Source organism: Rhizobium laguerreae, assembly GCF_019778565.1.
GTDB lineage: Bacteria > Pseudomonadota > Alphaproteobacteria > Rhizobiales > Rhizobiaceae > Rhizobium > Rhizobium laguerreae.
Genome location: NZ_JAAXQT010000001.1, coordinates 44,108 through 60,422, shown reverse-complemented (window position 1 = coordinate 60,422; position 16,315 = coordinate 44,108). Strand labels below are relative to the sequence as shown.

Below are 16,315 nucleotides of genomic sequence, written 5' to 3'. Positions count from 1 at the left end.
TATTGTTCTTAAAGCTTGCCCATCACCAGCTGCCGGAAGCCGTAAACCTCGCGCTTGCCGGAAAGCGGGATCAGCGTCACCGAGCGCGTCTGCCCCGGCTCGAAGCGCACCGCCGTCCCTGCCGGAATATCGAGCCGCTTGCCATGCGCCGCCGCGCGATCGAAGGAAAGTCCCGCATTGGTCTCGGCGAAATGATAGTGGCTGCCGACCTGCACCGGCCGATCGCCTGTATTGGAAACCTCCAGCGTCACCGTCGGCGCGCCGGCATTCAGTTCGATGTCGCCGCTTGCGGCAATGATTTCGCCTGGAATCATCTCGTCCTCCTTAAGCCGCCTTGGGCGCGCAACCCTCGGCTTTCAGCACACGCTTCGTCGACGCTGGATTTTTGACAAGCATCGCCGCCGGCCGAATAGGCCTCGCGACGAGATTGCCGCCGCAGTTCGGGCAGACACCCTTCAACACGCCGTCCACGCAATCGGCACAGAAGGTACATTCATAGGTGCAGATCCGTGCCTCAGTGCTATCAGGCGGCAGATCCTTGTCGCAGCATTCGCAATTGGGCCTGAGCTCGAGCATCCCTATCTCCTCACCGGATCGGCTCGTGCACGGTGACGAGCTTGGTTCCATCCGGGAACGTTGCCTCCACCTGCACGTCGTGGATCATCTCGGCAATGCCCTCCATCACCTGGGAGCGGCCGATCACATGGGCGCCAGCTTCCATCAGCTCGGCAACCGGGCGGCCATCGCGGGCGCCTTCGACGACGAAGTCGCTGATCAGCGCGATCGCTTCGGGGTAATTCAACTTGACGCCACGCTCCAGTCGCCGCCGCGCCACCATCGCCGCCATCGAAATCAACAGCTTGTCTTTTTCTCTCGGAGTGAGGTTCATCGCTTGTCCATCTGCTTGACCGAATGCTTACGTTCATAGATTCCAGACTTTCGGCACAGGCGCACCATTGCGCAAGGCGGAAATGACCGGGATCAGGATTTTTCTGAGCGAGAAGCCGTCGGCCGCTGCTAGGCGAACGACGAGCTTGCCATTCCAAGCGCTCGCACCGCCCATCGATCCTTCGACCAGCGGCCGGACTTTGCTAAGATAGGCTTCTGAAAGCGGCCCGGCATAAAGCAACGTCGCAAAGGCCACCTGTCCGCCGAGCACGGCCTGCCGCGCCGCCAGTGCCGCCACACCTTCGGAAAGCCTGAGTTCTTCGGCGTGGATCAGTTGACCCGAGCGGCGGATCCGCCAGCGATCGCGGAACAGCCCCGATACCACCGCCTCACCCATCGCCTTGCGGCCGAGCAGCACGGCTTCGACGGCCAGAAATTCGGCGCTCTCGTCAAGATCGACATCCAGCCGGCGGAAAAGTGCGGCCCGGTCGAAGAGGATCGTTTCCTGCGGCAGCCAGTCGACGCGGGCTTGGGCTCCGACCTTGATGCTGGTCGCCACCTCGGCGATGCCGGCCGATGCCTTGTAGATCTTCTCGCAAGCCTGAGTGGTGACGTCGATGCGCGTGCCGGGGCCGGCATCCACGCTCCAATCCATCCGATCGCCGCCCGTCAAACCGCCAGCAGTATTGATGATGACGGCTTCCATGGAGGCGTCGAAGGTATCGGGCAGGCGGATTTTCGCCGCCCCCTCCTGATAGAGTTCACGGATGCGCGTGCGGCCATCGAACAGCTTTGCCGCCAGATGCCCGCGCCCTTCCGCTCTTTGCGGTCTCGTGCCTGCCGCCGCGATCGTCATATCGTCCCTTTCGGCCGCGCCCCTGGTTTTCATTCAAGCGCGCGGATAGCAGAAAGCAAGCAATTCCTATGCCGCCCCGAGCAGACCTTTGCCGGCGGCGGAAGGTTTCCCAGGCGCCGCGCCCTCTGCTGCAAAATGCGGCATCTGCCGGTCAGACAGTCAGGTGGCGGCGGGCCTCCGGCGTATCCAACGTCTCGGCAAGCCCTTCATGCACGATTTCGCCGCGATCCATGATGTAGACATAGTCGGCAAGCTCGCGGCAGAAATCGAGATATTGCTCGACGAGCAGGATCGCCATGCCTGTAGAGTCGCGCAGATAGCGGATCGCCCGGCCGATATCCTTGATGATCGATGGCTGAATGCCCTCGGTCGGCTCGTCGAGCACGAGAATCCTCGGCCGTGTCACCATGGCGCGCCCGATCGCCAGCTGCTGCTGCTGCCCGCCAGAAAGATCGCCGCCGCGACGTGACAACATCGACTTCAGCACCGGGAAGAGACTGAAGATGTCATCGGGGATGTTGCGGTCGCGGCGGCCAAGCGGAGCAAAGCCGGTTTCGAGATTTTCCTTGACGGTGAGCAGCGGGAAGATTTCGCGCCCCTGCGGCACATAGCCGATGCCCTGCTTGGCGCGGGCAAAGGGCGGCAAGCCGTTGAGCTTGGTATCGTTGAAGGTGACGGTACCGGCCGACAGCGGATGCTGGCCGGTAACGGCGCGCAGAAGAGAACTCTTCCCCACGCCGTTACGCCCCAGCACGCAGGTGATCTTGCCCATCTCCGCTTTGATCGAGATGCCGCGCAGCGCCTGAGCGGCGCCGTAGTGGAGGTTTGCGTTTTCGACTGTCAGCATCGGTTTCCCTTTAAATCAAACTGCTGTCGGAGCAGGCCGCTGCCCCTCATCCGGCTGCCGCCACCTTCTCCCCGCTTGCGGGGAGAAGGGAATATGCCGCGACCTGTCCGTCCCTCGTCCACCTCTCGCATGGCACGTCCCCTCGCCCCGTTTACGGGGAAAGGGTGAGGGTGAGGGGCATCCGGCAAACGCGACGCTCACCGCCCCAAATAGTTCTCGATGACCTTCGGATCCGAACTCACAAAATCGATCGACCCTTCGGCCAGCACCGATCCCTCAGCAAGGCAGGTCACCTTGACGCCGAGGTCTCGGATGAAGCCCATGTCATGTTCGACGACGACGACAGACCGGGTTTTGGCGATATCCTTGAGCAGGATCGCAGTTTCCGCCGTCTCCGCATCCGTCATGCCGGCCACCGGCTCGTCGACGAGCAGGAGCTTCGGCTCCTGCGCCAGCAGCATGCCGATCTCCAGCCATTGCTTCTGCCCGTGCGAGAGATTGGCGGCGAATTCGTCGCGGCGATGCGTCAGCCGCACCGTTTCGAGGATCTCGTCGATGCGCGTCTTGTCCTCGCCCGAAAGCCGGTAGAACAGTGTCGAGAACACGCTACGACGGCGGTTCAGCGCCAGCTCCAGATTGTCCCACACCGTATGGCTTTCGAAGACTGTCGGCTTCTGGAACTTGCGGCCGATGCCGAGCTGGGCGATATCGGCCTCGTCCTTCTTGGTAAGATCGATCGTGCCGTTGAAGAACACCTCACCCTCATCGGGCCTGGTCTTGCCGGTGATGATATCCATCATCGTCGTCTTGCCGGCGCCGTTCGGGCCGATGATGGCGCGAAGCTCGCCGGGTTCGATGACGATCGACAGCGAATTCAGCGCCTTGAAGCCGTCGAAGGAAACCGAGACGCCGTTGAGATAAAGCACGCTGGTGGGTTTGACGTCGGGGATCATGGCGCTCACTCCGCTGCCTGGATTTTCGGCTCGATACCGTCTTCCTCAGCCGCCGGTGGTGCCGCCTTGGAGACGACCTTCCGCTTGCCGAGATATTGCGCAATCGTGCCGACGACACCCTTGGGCAGAAACAGCGTGACGGCAACGAAGAGGCCACCGAGCGCAAACAGCCAGAACTCCGGGAAGAGGCCGGTGAAGATCGTCTTGCCGCCGTTGACGAGGATCGCGCCGATGATCGGTCCGATCAGCGTCGCCCGCCCGCCCACCGCCGTCCAGATGACGACTTCAATCGAATTGGCAGGCGCGAATTCGCCGGGATTGATAATGCCGACCTGCGGCACGTAGAGCGCACCGGCAATACCAGCCATCATCGCCGAGACGACGAAGGTGAAGAGCTTGAAGTGCTCGACGCGGTAACCGAGGAAGCGCGTGCGGCTTTCGGCATCGCGCACGCCGACCAGCACCTTGCCGAACTTCGAGCGCACGATCGCCGAGGCGAGTAGCAGCGACAGAGCAAGGAAGATCGCAGTTGCCGCAAAGAGGACTGCACGCGTGCCGTCAGCCTGGACGTTGAAACCGATAATGTCCTTGAAATCGGTAAGGCCGTTATTGCCGCCGAAGCCCATGTCGTTGCGGAAGAAGGCCAGCAGCAGCGCATAGGTCATCGCCTGGGTGATGATCGAGAGATAGACGCCGTTGACGCGTGAGCGGAAGGCAAACCAGCCGAAGACGAAGGCGAGCAGGCCGGGCACGACGAGCACCATCAGCGCCGCAAACCAGAAATGGTTGAAGCCGAACCAGAACCAGGGCAGATCCTTCCAGTTCAGGAACACCATGAAGTCGGGCAGAACAGGATCTCCGTAGCTGCCGCGCGTGCCGATCTGGCGCATCAGATACATGCCCATCGCATAGCCGCCGAGCGCAAAGAAGGCACCGTGGCCGAGGGAGAGGATGCCGCAGAAGCCCCAGACGAGATCAAGCGCCAGCGCCAGCAGCGCATAGGTCAGATACTTGCCGAACAGCGACATGATATAAGTCGGCACGTGCAGCGGATTGCTCGGCCCCGTCATCAGGTTCAGGACCGGCACAAGGACGGCGACCAGAAGCAGGAGGGCGATGGCAATGACGATCTTGCGATCGAGTGATCGGAGAAGGAAGGCCGTTATCATGCTTCCACCGCCCTTCCTTTGAGTGCGAAGAGCCCGCGGGGACGCTTCTGGATGAAGAGAATGATGAGGACGAGCACCAGGATCTTGCCGAGCACGGCACCGGCGAAGGGCTCGAGGAACTTGTTGACGACGCCGAGCGAGAGTGCACCGACCAGCGTGCCCCAGAGATTGCCGACACCGCCGAAGACGACGACCATGAAGCTGTCGATGATGTAGGATTGACCGAGGTTCGGCGAGACATTGTCGATCTGGCTGAGCGCCACGCCGGCAATGCCGGCAATGCCCGAGCCGAGCGCGAAGGTGAAGGCATCGACCCAGCCGGTGCGGATGCCCATCGACGACGCCATGCGCCGGTTCTGCGTAACGGCACGCATCTGCAGGCCGAAGGCGGACCGTTTGAGCAGCAGGAGCAGCGCCACAAAGACCACCATCGAAAAGACGATGATCCACAGTCGGTTCCAGGTGATGGAGAGCCCGCCGAGATCGAAGACGCCGGACATCCAGGTCGGATTGCGGACCTCGCGGTTGGTCGGGCCGAAGCTGCTGCGCACCGCCTGCTGCAGGATGAGCGACACGCCCCAGGTGGCGAGCAGCGTTTCGAGCGGCCGGCCGTAGAGATAGCGGATGACGGCGCGCTCGATCACCAGACCGACGAAGCCGGTAAAGACGAAGGCCGCAGGCACGGCAAAGGCCAGCGAATAATCGGCAAGTTCAGGAAAGGCGGAGGTAATGTATTCCTGCACCACATAGGTGGTGTAGGCGCCGATCATCACCATTTCGCCATGCGCCATGTTGATAACGCCCATGACGCCGAAGGTGATGGCAAGGCCGATCGCGGCAAGCAGCAGCACCGAGCCGAGAGAAAATCCGTACCAGATGTTCTGGACGATATCCCACAGCGCCAGGCTGCGATTGATGGAGCTGATATCCGCCTGGATCGCCGGCTTCAAGTCGTCAGGCGCGGTTTCGAGTGTGGTCGTGAGGATGGTCAGCGCATCGCGATTGCCGCGCGCCGCGATCGTATCGATCGCAGCCTTCTTGTCTTCGACGCTCGCATCCGTCTTGAGCAGCAGCACTGCGCGCGCCGCTTCCATCGTATTCTTGATCTCAGCATCCTTTTCGGCTGCAAGCGCCGAGTTCAGCAGGTCGAGATTGGCGGGATCGGTATCTTTGAGAAGGCCCTGCGCCGCGGCAAGCCGCGCGGAACGGTCCGGGCTCATCAGCGTCAACTGGCTGGTGGCGGCGCCGATGACGCCGCGAAGCGCGTTGTTGATCTTGACCTTCGTCATCAGATCCGGATCGACATCGGCAGCGGTTTCGCCGGTGATCGGATCGGAATAAGTCGGTTCGTCATCGGTACCGCCCTGGAGGAGAACCGGGCCGCCATCGGAATTGACGTAGAGAAGGCCGTCGCTCAACTGCTGCAGGATCTGGCTGACATGCGGATCCTTGGAAGCGACCAGCGCCTTGATGGCCGCTTCGCGTTCCGGGAAATCGCCGACGCCGAGCGCGTCGATGAGCACGTGGATATCGTCCTGGGCCTGGACTTCGCTCGAGATCATCACGCCCGAAAATGCCAAGCCCGAAAATGTCAGGCAAACCGTGATGAGGAAAATCTTTATGGCGCGATACATCGGCTTTCTCGCCCTTGATAGTGTTGGCCTCGCGGCGCAATCGCTGGGACGGAGCTTCCGCCCGGGATCAAACCCGGACGGAATCCTTCATGCAATCATCGGATCGGGGTCGTACTCAGGAGCCCTTGCCACCGCACTTGCCCGTAGCGACGTTGAAGTTGCCGCAGGACATCGGCTTGCGCCAATCGGAGATCAGATCCTTGGAGTCAGGCAGAAAATCTGACCATTCGTCGCCGACGACGGCAGGTGTCTGCTGGACGATTTCGAACTGGCCGTCGGCCTGGATTTCACCGATCAGCACCGGCTTGGTGATGTGGTGGTTCGGCATGACGGTCGCATAGCCGCCCGAGAGGTTCGGAACGCTGACGCCGATAATGGTGTCGAGGACCTTGTCGGTATCGGTCGTGCCGGCAGCCTGGACGGCCTTAACCCATGCGTTGAAGCCGATATACGCAGCTTCCATCGGGTCGTTCGTCACGCGCTTGTCGTTCTTGGTGAAAGCGTGCCAGTCCTTGATGAACTTCTTGTTGGCCGAGCTTTCGACCGATTCGAAGTAGTTCCAGGCAGCGAGATGGCCGACGAGCGGCTTGGTGTCGAGGCCGGCAAGCTCTTCTTCGCCGACCGAGAAGGCGACGACGGGGATGTCGGTTGCCTTGATGCCCTTGTTGCCCAGTTCCTTGTAGAACGGAACGTTGGCATCGCCGTTGATCGTAGAGACGACGGCGGTCTTCTTGCCGGCCGAACCGAATTCCTTGATCTTGGAAACTTCGGTCTGCCAGTCGGAGAAGCCGAACGGCGTGTAGTTGGTCATGATGTCTTCTTTCGGAATACCCTTCGAAATCAGGTATGCCTCGAGAATCTTGTTGGTCGTGCGCGGATAGACGTAGTCCGTACCTTCGAGAACGAAGCGCTTGACGCCTTCTTTTTCCATCAGGTAGTCGACAGCAGGAATGGCCTGCTGGTTCGGAGCAGCGCCGGTGTAGAAGATGTTGCGCGAGGACTCTTCGCCTTCATACTGGACCGGGTAGAAGAGGATCGAGTTGGTCTCTTCGAAAACCGGCAGAACGGACTTGCGCGACGAGGACGTCCAGCAACCGAAGACGGCGGCAACCTTGTCCTTCTGGATCAGCTCACGTGCCTTTTCGGCAAACAGCGGCCAGTCGGAAGCCGGGTCGACGACGACGGCCTCAAGCTTCTTGCCGAGAAGGCCGCCCTTCTTGTTCTGCTCGTCGATGAGCATCAGCATGGCGTCCTTGAGCGTGGTCTCGGAGATGGCCATGGTGCCGGAGAGCGAGTGCAGAATGCCGACCTTGATCGTGTCATCGGCGGCAACTGCACCGCTAAAGGCGGCCGACGCCGCCATGACGGCGCCGAGCGCTGCGCCCGTAATAGTGGATTTGAGCTTCATCTGGTTGAACTCCCCTCTTCTTGTTCCGCAACAGACCGGAAACGGAGATTAACTGTTGCTTAAAGAACTATCGGGTGCTGCAGCGCGAAAACACATACGTCGATTGACGTAGGCGCGGGGGTCAAACAGGCAGCAGGCCGGGAGAAAGGTGGCATCCCCCCACCGCGGGAGATGCCCTGTCGATTTTCTCGGAGGAATTATCCGTCGATCGTCAAGGTGACTGATGTCGGGCCGTAGGAGAGGCTCGCCTTGTGGCCGGAGACGGTGAACTTGCCGAAGGTGCCGGTCACGGCACTCGCCTTCAGGATTTCGATCTTGGTTCCGGGCGTCAGGACATAGCCATCGACAAACGTCACGTTAAGGTCGCCGGCAAGCGCCGCCTTGCCCTCGACGACCAGCGTGCCTCCGCCGTTCGCGCCGAGCGCCGGCTTCGCCGCGGCATTGGCGAGCTGCTGATAATCGCCGCTCACGGTCAGCGGCCTGTCGGTCGCCAGAACGAGCGAACCACCGTTAACCGTCAGCCCGCCAAGACCGAAGGCCGACGGCGACAGGGCCACCAGCGCGCCCTCTTCCAGCACGGTGCCGCCGGCATAGCTGTTCGCGCCCGATAGCCCGAGGATGCCTTCGCCGCGCTTTACCAGCCTGCCCTTGCCGGTGATGTCGTTCCGCCATGTATCGATCGCATTGAAACCGCCCTTTGCCGCGTCCATCGTCACCGTTACGTCCTGTTCGAACGCGCCGTACCCGTCGGCGGCTGCAAACAGGTTGAGACGACCGCAACCTTCCGCATCGTCGAGGAGCGGGTAGCCTGAGGCGATCTCCGTCGTTTTCAGCACGTCGCGGCGCTGCACGCCGTCCAGATAGGGCAGACGCGTTTCGAGAAGCGCTTCGGCGCCCTGCGGCACACGCGCCGGCTGATCGGTCGCATGAATCGTCGGCAGGCCGTAGCTCAGGCGCTGCAGCACGTAAGCGCGATTGGCGTCATGATCGGCGAAACGGTCTGCAGCCAGCGGTGCCGCATGGGCGGCAACCTCGAGCGCGCCCGCATCCGCAACGCCGGATTTGGCGACGAGCCATGCCTGCACTTGGGCGTAAGCATCGCTCTTCAGCGCCGCATTCTCGGCCTTGTTCAGGTTGTAGACGACCGTAGCCGTGCCGAGCATGCGGCCGCTCATCACGTCGAGAGGAGAATGCATGCCGGCGAGGATGCGGTCTTCACCCAACTCGCTGGCGCGCGTGATCATTTCCTGAAAGCGCTGCGGCACGAGATAGGCCATGGCGAGCCCATCCCGCCAGGCTTCCGCCGTATGCCCGCTCGGGAAACCGCCGTCCTCCGCCGCCTTACCGCTCTTGGCCGGCTCCAGCGTCGGGACGACCGATACGTCCTGGCTCCAGCGGTAGGGACGGGCGTATTTGAAGTAGCGCTTGGCAGGTTCCGTCGAGCCGTCACCGCTCGCGGCGTTGATGAAGTCGATTGCAAGGCCCATCTCGGGATTGGCATCGGTCTTGTTTTCCGTGTCCGGCTTGCTGCCGGCACCGCGATTATTGCCCTTGTCGTCATATTTGACCGTCGTCGCGTCGGCCGCCACCGCGGTGATCGTGGTGGTCTGCTTCGATCCGGCCTTCCAGGCAGCCGTCAGCGGACCGAGGCCATCGACGATGCTGGCATTCTTGCCGCGCCGATCATCGAGATAGGCGGCGACCGCCTGGTCGGCCGTCCGCGCCCGCGTCGCATTGACGACATAGGCAATGTTGGCGTTATGGACGGCCTGGTTGACGATATGGCCGTCGGTCTTGCTGGCGGGAATACCATCCCAATCCGTCCTGGCGACCGCCGGGCAATTGTCCTTGGCCGGGGCTTCGACACCCGCATCGACGAAAGGCGTGCGCGGGGTCCAGATTTCGAGGAAGCCGGAGAGAAGGTGAACGGCCACGTTGGTGTCCGCCGTCGAGAAGCAGGCGTCACCGCGTTTGTTGGTCTTTCCGGCCTGCGCATAAGGCGCTTTCGCCGCCGTGGACTGCTCGGCGCTGGCAAGCGATGGCACGATCGAAAGGAGGCAGACGAGGGCGGTGCCCAGGCGGCAAAGGCTTAAAACAGACATGGTGATACCCGAAATGGTTGAACGAACGCCGGGAGAGTTAGAGCTCTCATGTGACAGATCAATTGCAAAAATATTGCCATTCTGTGAACCAGTCGGTGCCTGCCTCTTGCCTTTCCCAACCATCCCGCCAAAACTGCCGGAGAGACGATGAGCCCAACCGGAATGCCGGAAAGGAAGACATGGCAGCGCGCCAACGCATCATTCCGGTAAGACGCGAATACAATCGCTGGGTCGCCAACCAGACGCTGGAAGATTACGCGCTGCGCTTCACTGCCAAGAGCGCTCGCCATTTCTCCTCGCAGCGCATCTCACAGACGGCGATCGGCGCAATCTCCTTCCTGGCGCTGGAGGCGATCGGCGGCGCAATCACCCTCTCCTACGGCACCACCAACGCCTTTTACGCCATTATCGTCGCCTCGATCGCGATGCTGGCGATCGGCCTGCCGATCAGCCGCTACGCCATTCGCCACGGCGTCGACATCGATCTGCTGACGCGCGGCGCGGGCTTCGGCTATATCGGCTCGACCATCACCTCGCTGATTTATGCGAGCTTCACCTTCATGCTGTTTGCCATCGAGGCTTCGATCATGTCCGGGGCCTTGGAGCTCACCCTCGGCATCCCGCTCTGGATCGGCTACATCATCAGCGCCGTCATGGTGATCCCCCTGGTAACGCACGGCGTACGGCTGATCAGCAAGTTCCAGCTGATGACCCAGCCCTTCTGGATCGTGCTGAATATCCTGCCCTTCATCTTCATCGCCCTGCTGGACTGGGAAAAATTCGATCTCTGGCGCGCCTTTGCCGGCATCCGCCATGCCTCCGGCCCACCCGGCACCATCGCCGAATTCGATTTGGTGGAGTTCGGCGCGGCCTCCGCCGTCATCCTGGCGCTGATGTCGCAGATCGGCGAACAGGCCGACTTCCTGCGCTTCCTGCCGCCGGACCCGCAGCGCAAGTGGCGCCACCGCCTGGCGATCTTTCTCGCCGGCCCCGGCTGGGTCATCATCGGCGCGCCGAAGTTGCTTGCCGGCTCCTTCCTGGTCGTGCTGACCTTCACCTCGGGCGTCCCCCTCGATCGCGCCGCCGACCCGGCGCAGATGTATCTGACCGCCTTCGGCTACATGGTCCCCTGGCATAATGGCGCGTTGCTGTTGATGGCCGCCTTCGTCGTCGTCTCGCAGCTGAAGATCAACGTGATGAACGCCTATGCCGGTTCGCTCGCCTGGTCGAACTTCTTCTCGCGGCTGACCCACAGCCATCCCGGCCGCGTCATCTGGCTGGTGTTCAACGTGGCGATCGCCCTGCTTTTGATGGAACTCGGCATCTACCTGCTGCTGGAGGAGACGCTCGGCATCTTCTCGATCATCGCCATGGCCTGGCTCTGCACGATCTCCGCCGATCTCTTCATCAACAAGCCGCTGGGGCTGGCTCCCCCCGGCATCGAGTTCAAGCGCGCCCACCTCTACGACATCAACCCGGTCGGCCTTGGCGCCATGACGCTGTCGGCGACGGTGTCGCTGATTGCCCATTTCGGCGCCTTTGGCGAGATCGCCGCCTCGCTCGCGCCCTATATCACCCTCGTCATCGCGCTGGTCGCCTCGCCTGTCATCGCCTGGGCAACGAAAGGCAAGTTCTATCTCGCCCGCAAGCCGCGCCAGAGCTGGAAGAACCTGACGAACATCACCTGCTCGGTCTGCGAGCATCCCTTCGAGCCGGAGGATATGGCCTGGTGCCCGGCCTACGCCGCGCCGATCTGCTCGCTCTGCTGCTCGCTCGACAGCCGCTGCCACGACATGTGCAAGCCGGCCGCCCGTTTCAACGCGCAGGTCGGCACCGTCGCCAAGGCGCTGCTGCCGGAAGCCATTCTGGGGAAGCTGACGACGCGCCTTGGCCGCTACGGCATCGCCGTCGTGCTGGCATTGACCGCCATCGGTGCAATCCTGGCGATGATCGCCCATCAGGTCGCCTCTGCCTCGCCCGAGACGGGTGAGGTCGTCAATCGCACCATCCTCATCGTCTTCTTCGTCTTCTCGGTGATCTCAGGCGTCGTCTGCTGGTTCTATGTGCTCGCCCATGACAGCCGCGTCGTTGCCGAGGAGGAATCATCACGCCAGAACACGCTGCTGCTCAAGGAAATCGCCGCCCACAAAAAGACCGACGCCGCCTTGCAGAACGCCAAGGAAACAGCCGAGGCCGCCAACCGCGCCAAGAGCCGCTACGTCGTCGGGCTCAGCCATGAATTACGCACGCCGCTGAACGCCGTGCTCGGCTACGCCCAGATCCTCGAACGCGACGAGACCATCCCGGCGCCGCGCCAATCCTCGATCAAGGTCATCCGCCGCAGCGCCGAACACCTCTCCGGGCTGATCGACGGCCTGCTCGATATTTCCAAGATCGAGGCCGGCCGCCTGCAGGTCTATTCCAACGAGATCAACATCCAGGATTTCCTCGACCAGATCGTCGATATGTTCCGCCCGCAGGCGCAGGCAAAGGGGCTTGCCTTCATCCATGAGCGCGCGCCGGCCTTGCCGCAATTCGTCCGCACCGACGAAAAGCGCCTGCGCCAGATCCTGGTCAACCTGCTCTCCAATGCCATCAAGTTCACTGACGAAGGCAGCGTCACCTTCGATGTCGGCTATCGCAGCCAGGTCGCGACCTTCACCGTTGCCGATACCGGCCGAGGCATCACGGAGAAAGACCTGCCCCGTATCTACGAACCCTTCCAGCGCGGTGAGGCCGAAAGCGTGCGGCCGATGCCGGGGCTCGGCCTCGGCCTCACCATCACCCGGCTTTTGACCAATACGCTTGGAGGCGAGATTTCGGTTTCGAGCATAAAGGACGAAGGCTCGACCTTCCGCGTCCGGCTGATGCTGTCCGCCGTCATGCGTGCCGTGGCCGCCGCGCCACAGGAGAAGCGCGTTGTCGGTTATGACGGCCCGCGCCGCACGGTCGTCGTCGTCGACGATAACGAGGACCACCGCGAGATGATGCGCGAGATCCTGGCGCCGCTCGATTTCATCGTGCTGACGGCGGCAGGCGGCGGCGAATGTCTGACGCTGATCGAGGGCATCATGCCGGACCTCTTCCTCGTCGATATTCTGATGCCCGGCATGAACGGCTGGCAGCTCGTCTCGCGTCTGCGTGAGGCCGGCCAGACGGCGCCGGTGCTGATGCTGTCGGCCAATATCGGTGATGCGGCCGTTCTCAGCGACAGCGACGACAGCCACAATGACGCGATCGGCAAGCCGGTCGACATCCGCCAGCTGCGCGACAAGCTCGCCCTGCATCTCGGCGTGACATGGATCTATGCCGATGCCACGCCAGCCGTTGCTGTCAAGATCGAAGCGCCGATGCTGAGCCCAGGTGCTGCCCATGTGCAGGAATTGCTGCGGCTCGGCGAGATCGGCTATATCAGAGGCATAGAAGCCAAGCTTTCGGACCTTGCCAAGGTGGAGGCAAATCAGCCATTCACGGAGGAACTTCGCGCCTATGTCGCCGCCTTCGATCTCGCCGGCTTCATGACCTTCCTGCACGACTTCGACGAAAAGGTGGAATCCATTGGCTGAGCCGGCCCTCCCCCGCGACATCGTTCTGCTCGTCGACGACTCCGCCGAAGCCCTCGGCTTCATGACCGACGCGCTCGAACAATCCGGCTTCTCCGTGCTGATCGCCACATCGGGCACGGCGGCACTTGGTATCGTCGAGCGCATCACGCCCGATCTTATCCTGCTCGACGCGGTGATGCCGGGTATGGATGGCTTCGAGACCTGCCGCCGGCTGAAGGCGAATGCCGCGGTAGCGCAGGTGCCTGTCGTCTTCATGACCGGCCTGACCGAGACCGAGCATGTCGTGCACGCGCTGGAATCCGGCGGCGTCGATTATCTCAGCAAACCGATCAACATCGATGAACTGCGCGCCCGCATCCGCGTCCATCTGCGCAACGCTCGCTCGGCCCAGAGCGCCCGCATCGCCCTGGACGCAGCCGGCCGCCATCTGCTGGCAGTCAAGGGCGACGGCGCCATCCACTGGTCAACCCCGCAAGCGACACGGCTGGTCAATGCCGCCATGGGCAGCGACGACGGCATGGAAATCGTCGTCCGCCATATCGGCGGCTGGATGCGCGACCGCGTCGCCGCGGTGCGCGACGGCATCATCTCGATCGCCCATGCCGGCCAGGCAGCGTTGCAGCTCGCCTTCCTCGGCGCAATCGGCCCTGACGAATATCTCTTCCGCCTCACCGCCGCCAGTCAGCGCAGCGACGACGAGGTGCTGCGCCAGCGCTTCTCGCTCACCCAGCGCGAATCCGAAGTGCTGCTCTGGATCGCCAAGGGCAAGGCCAACCGCGACATCGGCGAAATATTGGGACTGTCGGCGCGGACGGTGAACAAACACCTCGAACAGATTTACGTGAAGCTCGGCGTCGAGAACCGCGCCTCGGCCGCCGTGAAGGCCACGCACGTGCTGTACGAGATGTAAGAGGTGATGGCGGCTGGCTAAGCCACCCGATCTGGCACATCCCTGCCCTCGAAAAACGCCGTCACGTTCTCGACCACCTTCATGCCCATGGCCATCCGCATCTCTTCCGTGGCGCTGCCGAGATGCGGCGGCACCATGACGGTCTCCATCCGTCCCAGCGTACATCAGGTTCCGCCTCGTAGACGTCAAGCCCCGCCCCACACGGATCGTGCCGTTTTTCGGTGCCGAAGTCGGGCGCCGTAACGTGCCGTCTTCGTGGGATCGATCGATGAGCGATTGCGGTACGGTAGCCAGGCCGGAATTGAAACACCCGCCAAAAGAAAGAAGCCCGGTCGGAACCGGGCTTCGATAATCATGTCCCGTAAAGGGAAGCGAGGCTTACATGCTCTGCGGGAAGTAGCTGTACTTGCCGTCCGGACCCTTCTTCCATTCATACATGATGTAGCCAGGAATCTTCGGGTCGCCCTTTTCGTCGAACGAAATGTCGCCGAGAACGGTCGGGAACGGGCCCTTTTCCTTCATGGCCTTGGCAACGGCCTCAGGATCCAGCGAACCGGCAGCCTTGGCGGCCCCAGCGATCGTCTGCATCGCAGCGTAGGAATAGAGCGTGTAGGCTTCCGGATTGAAACCAGCGGCCTTGAACTTTTCGACGAGTTCCTTGTTCGCAGGGTTCGCCGTCGGATCGGGGCCGAAGGTGTTCAGCGTACCGGCGACGGCGTCACCAGCGATCGAGGCCAGTTCGTTCGAAACGATACCATCGCCCGAAACCAGCGTGGCCTTCAGGCCCTGGTCGGCCGCCTGGCGGATGATGAGACCGGCTTCGGTGTGCAGACCACCCCAATAGATGATCGAGACGCCGGCTTCCTTCATCTTGGCGATGAGGGCCGAGAAGTCCTTGTCGCCGACGTTGATGCCTTCGTATATGACCTCCGTGACGCCAGCGGCATTCATAGCCTTCTTGGTTTCGTCGGCAAGGCCCTGACCGTAGGGGGTCTTGTCGTGAACGACAGCGATCTTGGCGTCCTTGAAGTGATCGGCAAGATATTTGCCGGCGATGGCACCCTGCTGGTCGTCACGGCCGCAGGTGCGGAACGTGTTCCAGAGGCCCCGCTCCGTGAAGGTCGGGTTCGTCGCGGCCGGGGTGATTTCGAGGATGCCGTTTTCGGCATAGACTTCCGAAGCCGGGATCGAAACGCCCGAGTTGAAGTGGCCGATGACAAACTTGACGCCGTCAGCAGCGAACTTGTTGGCGACCGAAATGCCCTGCTTCGGGTCGGAGACGTCGTCGCCGAGCTCGATCTTGATCTGCTCGCCGTTGATGCCGCCAGCCGCGTTGATGTCGGCGGCTGCCTGTTCAGCACCCTTCTGGAGCTGAGCGCCGAACGCGGCGTTCGGGCCAGTCAGCGGACCAGCGACAGCGATGAGAACGTCGGCCCACGCGTTGCCGCTGAAGGCGACCATCGCCGTCAGAGCCACTGCCGACAGAAGAGACTTCTTCATATTATTACTCCCAATTTTTGGGCGGGTTCCGGTCCAAGGCCCAGCGCACTACCCACCATTGACTGCGCCAGGAAAGCTGTTCCACTCGGAAGGCAATTCATGCCTAGTTTCAACGGACTGTCAATGTTTGTCCTTCCACGAAAACGCGGAAGTTTTCTCGTACAGCCAGTAATAGTTGTTAACCATCTGATTGGTGCGGCGGTAGCGGAAGCCGGCCGTCGAGAACACCAGCAGCGTCACGAAGTCGAGAATATAGTAGAAGGCGTTGAGCATCGGCCCATTGAACAGGGCATGATGCAGGAACTGCATCGCCCAGGCGAGCAGAAATGTATAGACGATGACCAGCGGATAATCGCTCCAGCCCTCGGCAACCGCTTTGCCGGCGCGCCAGGCCGTCCAGAAGCCTAAGAGCAAGACGATGACACGGATTGCCACAAGGGGGCCGGCATCCGCTTCGAAGAAAAGTCCCTGCATGTCAAACT

The 16,315-nt window shown here is 62.0% G+C and carries 14 protein-coding genes and 1 pseudogene; 2 read left to right on the top strand and 13 right to left on the bottom strand.

The window, feature by feature from the left end; translation table 11 throughout:
- Positions 1 to 8: 8 nt before the first annotated feature.
- The 10 genes from HFO71_RS00275 to HFO71_RS00230 form a co-directional block, all read right to left on the bottom strand.
- A complete protein-coding gene (locus HFO71_RS00275) occupies positions 9 to 314 on the bottom strand; it encodes an urease subunit beta (RefSeq protein ID WP_003542314.1) in 306 nt (101 codons plus the stop codon).
- Between the two features lie 10 nt (positions 315 to 324).
- The gene (locus HFO71_RS00270) at positions 325 to 576 is read right to left on the bottom strand and encodes a DUF1272 domain-containing protein (RefSeq protein WP_077979102.1); all 252 of its coding nucleotides are present in this window, start codon (positions 574 to 576) and stop codon (positions 325 to 327) included.
- A 10-nt stretch (positions 577 to 586) separates the two neighbouring features.
- The gene (locus HFO71_RS00265; RefSeq protein ID WP_003542318.1) at positions 587 to 889 is read right to left on the bottom strand and encodes an urease subunit gamma; all 303 of its coding nucleotides are present in this window, start codon (positions 887 to 889) and stop codon (positions 587 to 589) included.
- A 33-nt stretch (positions 890 to 922) separates the two neighbouring features.
- Positions 923 to 1,744: an urease accessory protein UreD gene (locus HFO71_RS00260; RefSeq protein ID WP_077979269.1), complete on the bottom strand. Its 822-nt coding sequence runs from the start codon at positions 1,742 to 1,744 to the stop codon at positions 923 to 925.
- A 151-nt stretch (positions 1,745 to 1,895) separates the two neighbouring features.
- Positions 1,896 to 2,591 carry an urea ABC transporter ATP-binding subunit UrtE gene (gene urtE, locus HFO71_RS00255; RefSeq protein ID WP_003542323.1) on the bottom strand — a complete coding sequence of 232 codons (696 nt, stop codon included), beginning with the start codon at positions 2,589 to 2,591 and terminating at the stop codon, positions 1,896 to 1,898.
- 197 nt (positions 2,592 to 2,788) lie between these two features.
- Entirely contained in the window at positions 2,789 to 3,544 is a 756-nt protein-coding gene (gene urtD / locus HFO71_RS00250) for an urea ABC transporter ATP-binding protein UrtD (RefSeq protein WP_077979103.1), read from the bottom strand.
- A 5-nt stretch (positions 3,545 to 3,549) separates the two neighbouring features.
- Positions 3,550 to 4,713, bottom strand: a complete 1,164-nt coding sequence (gene urtC, locus HFO71_RS00245) for an urea ABC transporter permease subunit UrtC (RefSeq protein ID WP_132613826.1) — start codon at positions 4,711 to 4,713, stop codon at positions 3,550 to 3,552.
- Positions 4,710 to 6,347, bottom strand: coding sequence for an urea ABC transporter permease subunit UrtB (urtB, locus tag HFO71_RS00240; RefSeq protein WP_221987412.1), 1,638 nt, complete (start codon positions 6,345 to 6,347; stop codon positions 4,710 to 4,712). Before urtB ends, urtC begins: the two co-directional genes overlap by 4 nt.
- Before the next feature lie 115 nt (positions 6,348 to 6,462).
- Positions 6,463 to 7,755, bottom strand: a complete 1,293-nt coding sequence (gene urtA / locus HFO71_RS00235; RefSeq protein ID WP_132613830.1) for an urea ABC transporter substrate-binding protein — start codon at positions 7,753 to 7,755, stop codon at positions 6,463 to 6,465.
- Positions 7,756 to 7,952: 197 nt separating this feature from the next.
- Positions 7,953 to 9,857, bottom strand: coding sequence for an acid phosphatase (locus HFO71_RS00230; protein WP_221987411.1), 1,905 nt, complete (start codon positions 9,855 to 9,857; stop codon positions 7,953 to 7,955).
- Between the two features lie 179 nt (positions 9,858 to 10,036).
- On the opposite strand from HFO71_RS00230, the gene HFO71_RS00225 reads away from it, so the two are divergent.
- Both HFO71_RS00225 and HFO71_RS00220 read left to right on the top strand, forming a co-directional pair.
- On the top strand, positions 10,037 to 13,423 hold the full coding sequence (locus tag HFO71_RS00225; protein ID WP_132613834.1) for a hybrid sensor histidine kinase/response regulator: 3,387 nt from the start codon (positions 10,037 to 10,039) through the stop codon (positions 13,421 to 13,423).
- Positions 13,416 to 14,333 carry a response regulator transcription factor gene (locus HFO71_RS00220; RefSeq protein ID WP_132613836.1) on the top strand — a complete coding sequence of 306 codons (918 nt, stop codon included), beginning with the start codon at positions 13,416 to 13,418 and terminating at the stop codon, positions 14,331 to 14,333. The genes HFO71_RS00225 and HFO71_RS00220 overlap by 8 nt, the downstream gene beginning before the upstream one ends.
- Positions 14,334 to 14,350: 17 nt before the next feature.
- On the opposite strand, the pseudogene HFO71_RS00215 reads toward HFO71_RS00220, so the two are convergent.
- The 3 genes and pseudogenes from HFO71_RS00215 to HFO71_RS00205 form a co-directional block, all read right to left on the bottom strand.
- Positions 14,351 to 14,561: pseudogene (locus HFO71_RS00215) on the bottom strand (D-glycerate dehydrogenase); the annotation flags it as partial.
- Positions 14,562 to 14,711: 150 nt separating this feature from the next.
- Positions 14,712 to 15,833, bottom strand: a complete 1,122-nt coding sequence (locus HFO71_RS00210; RefSeq protein WP_131619555.1) for a branched-chain amino acid ABC transporter substrate-binding protein — start codon at positions 15,831 to 15,833, stop codon at positions 14,712 to 14,714.
- Positions 15,834 to 15,953: 120 nt separating this feature from the next.
- On the bottom strand, positions 15,954 to 16,307 hold the full coding sequence (locus tag HFO71_RS00205; protein ID WP_017961754.1) for a DUF6867 family protein: 354 nt from the start codon (positions 16,305 to 16,307) through the stop codon (positions 15,954 to 15,956).
- Positions 16,308 to 16,315: the final 8 nt, after the last annotated feature.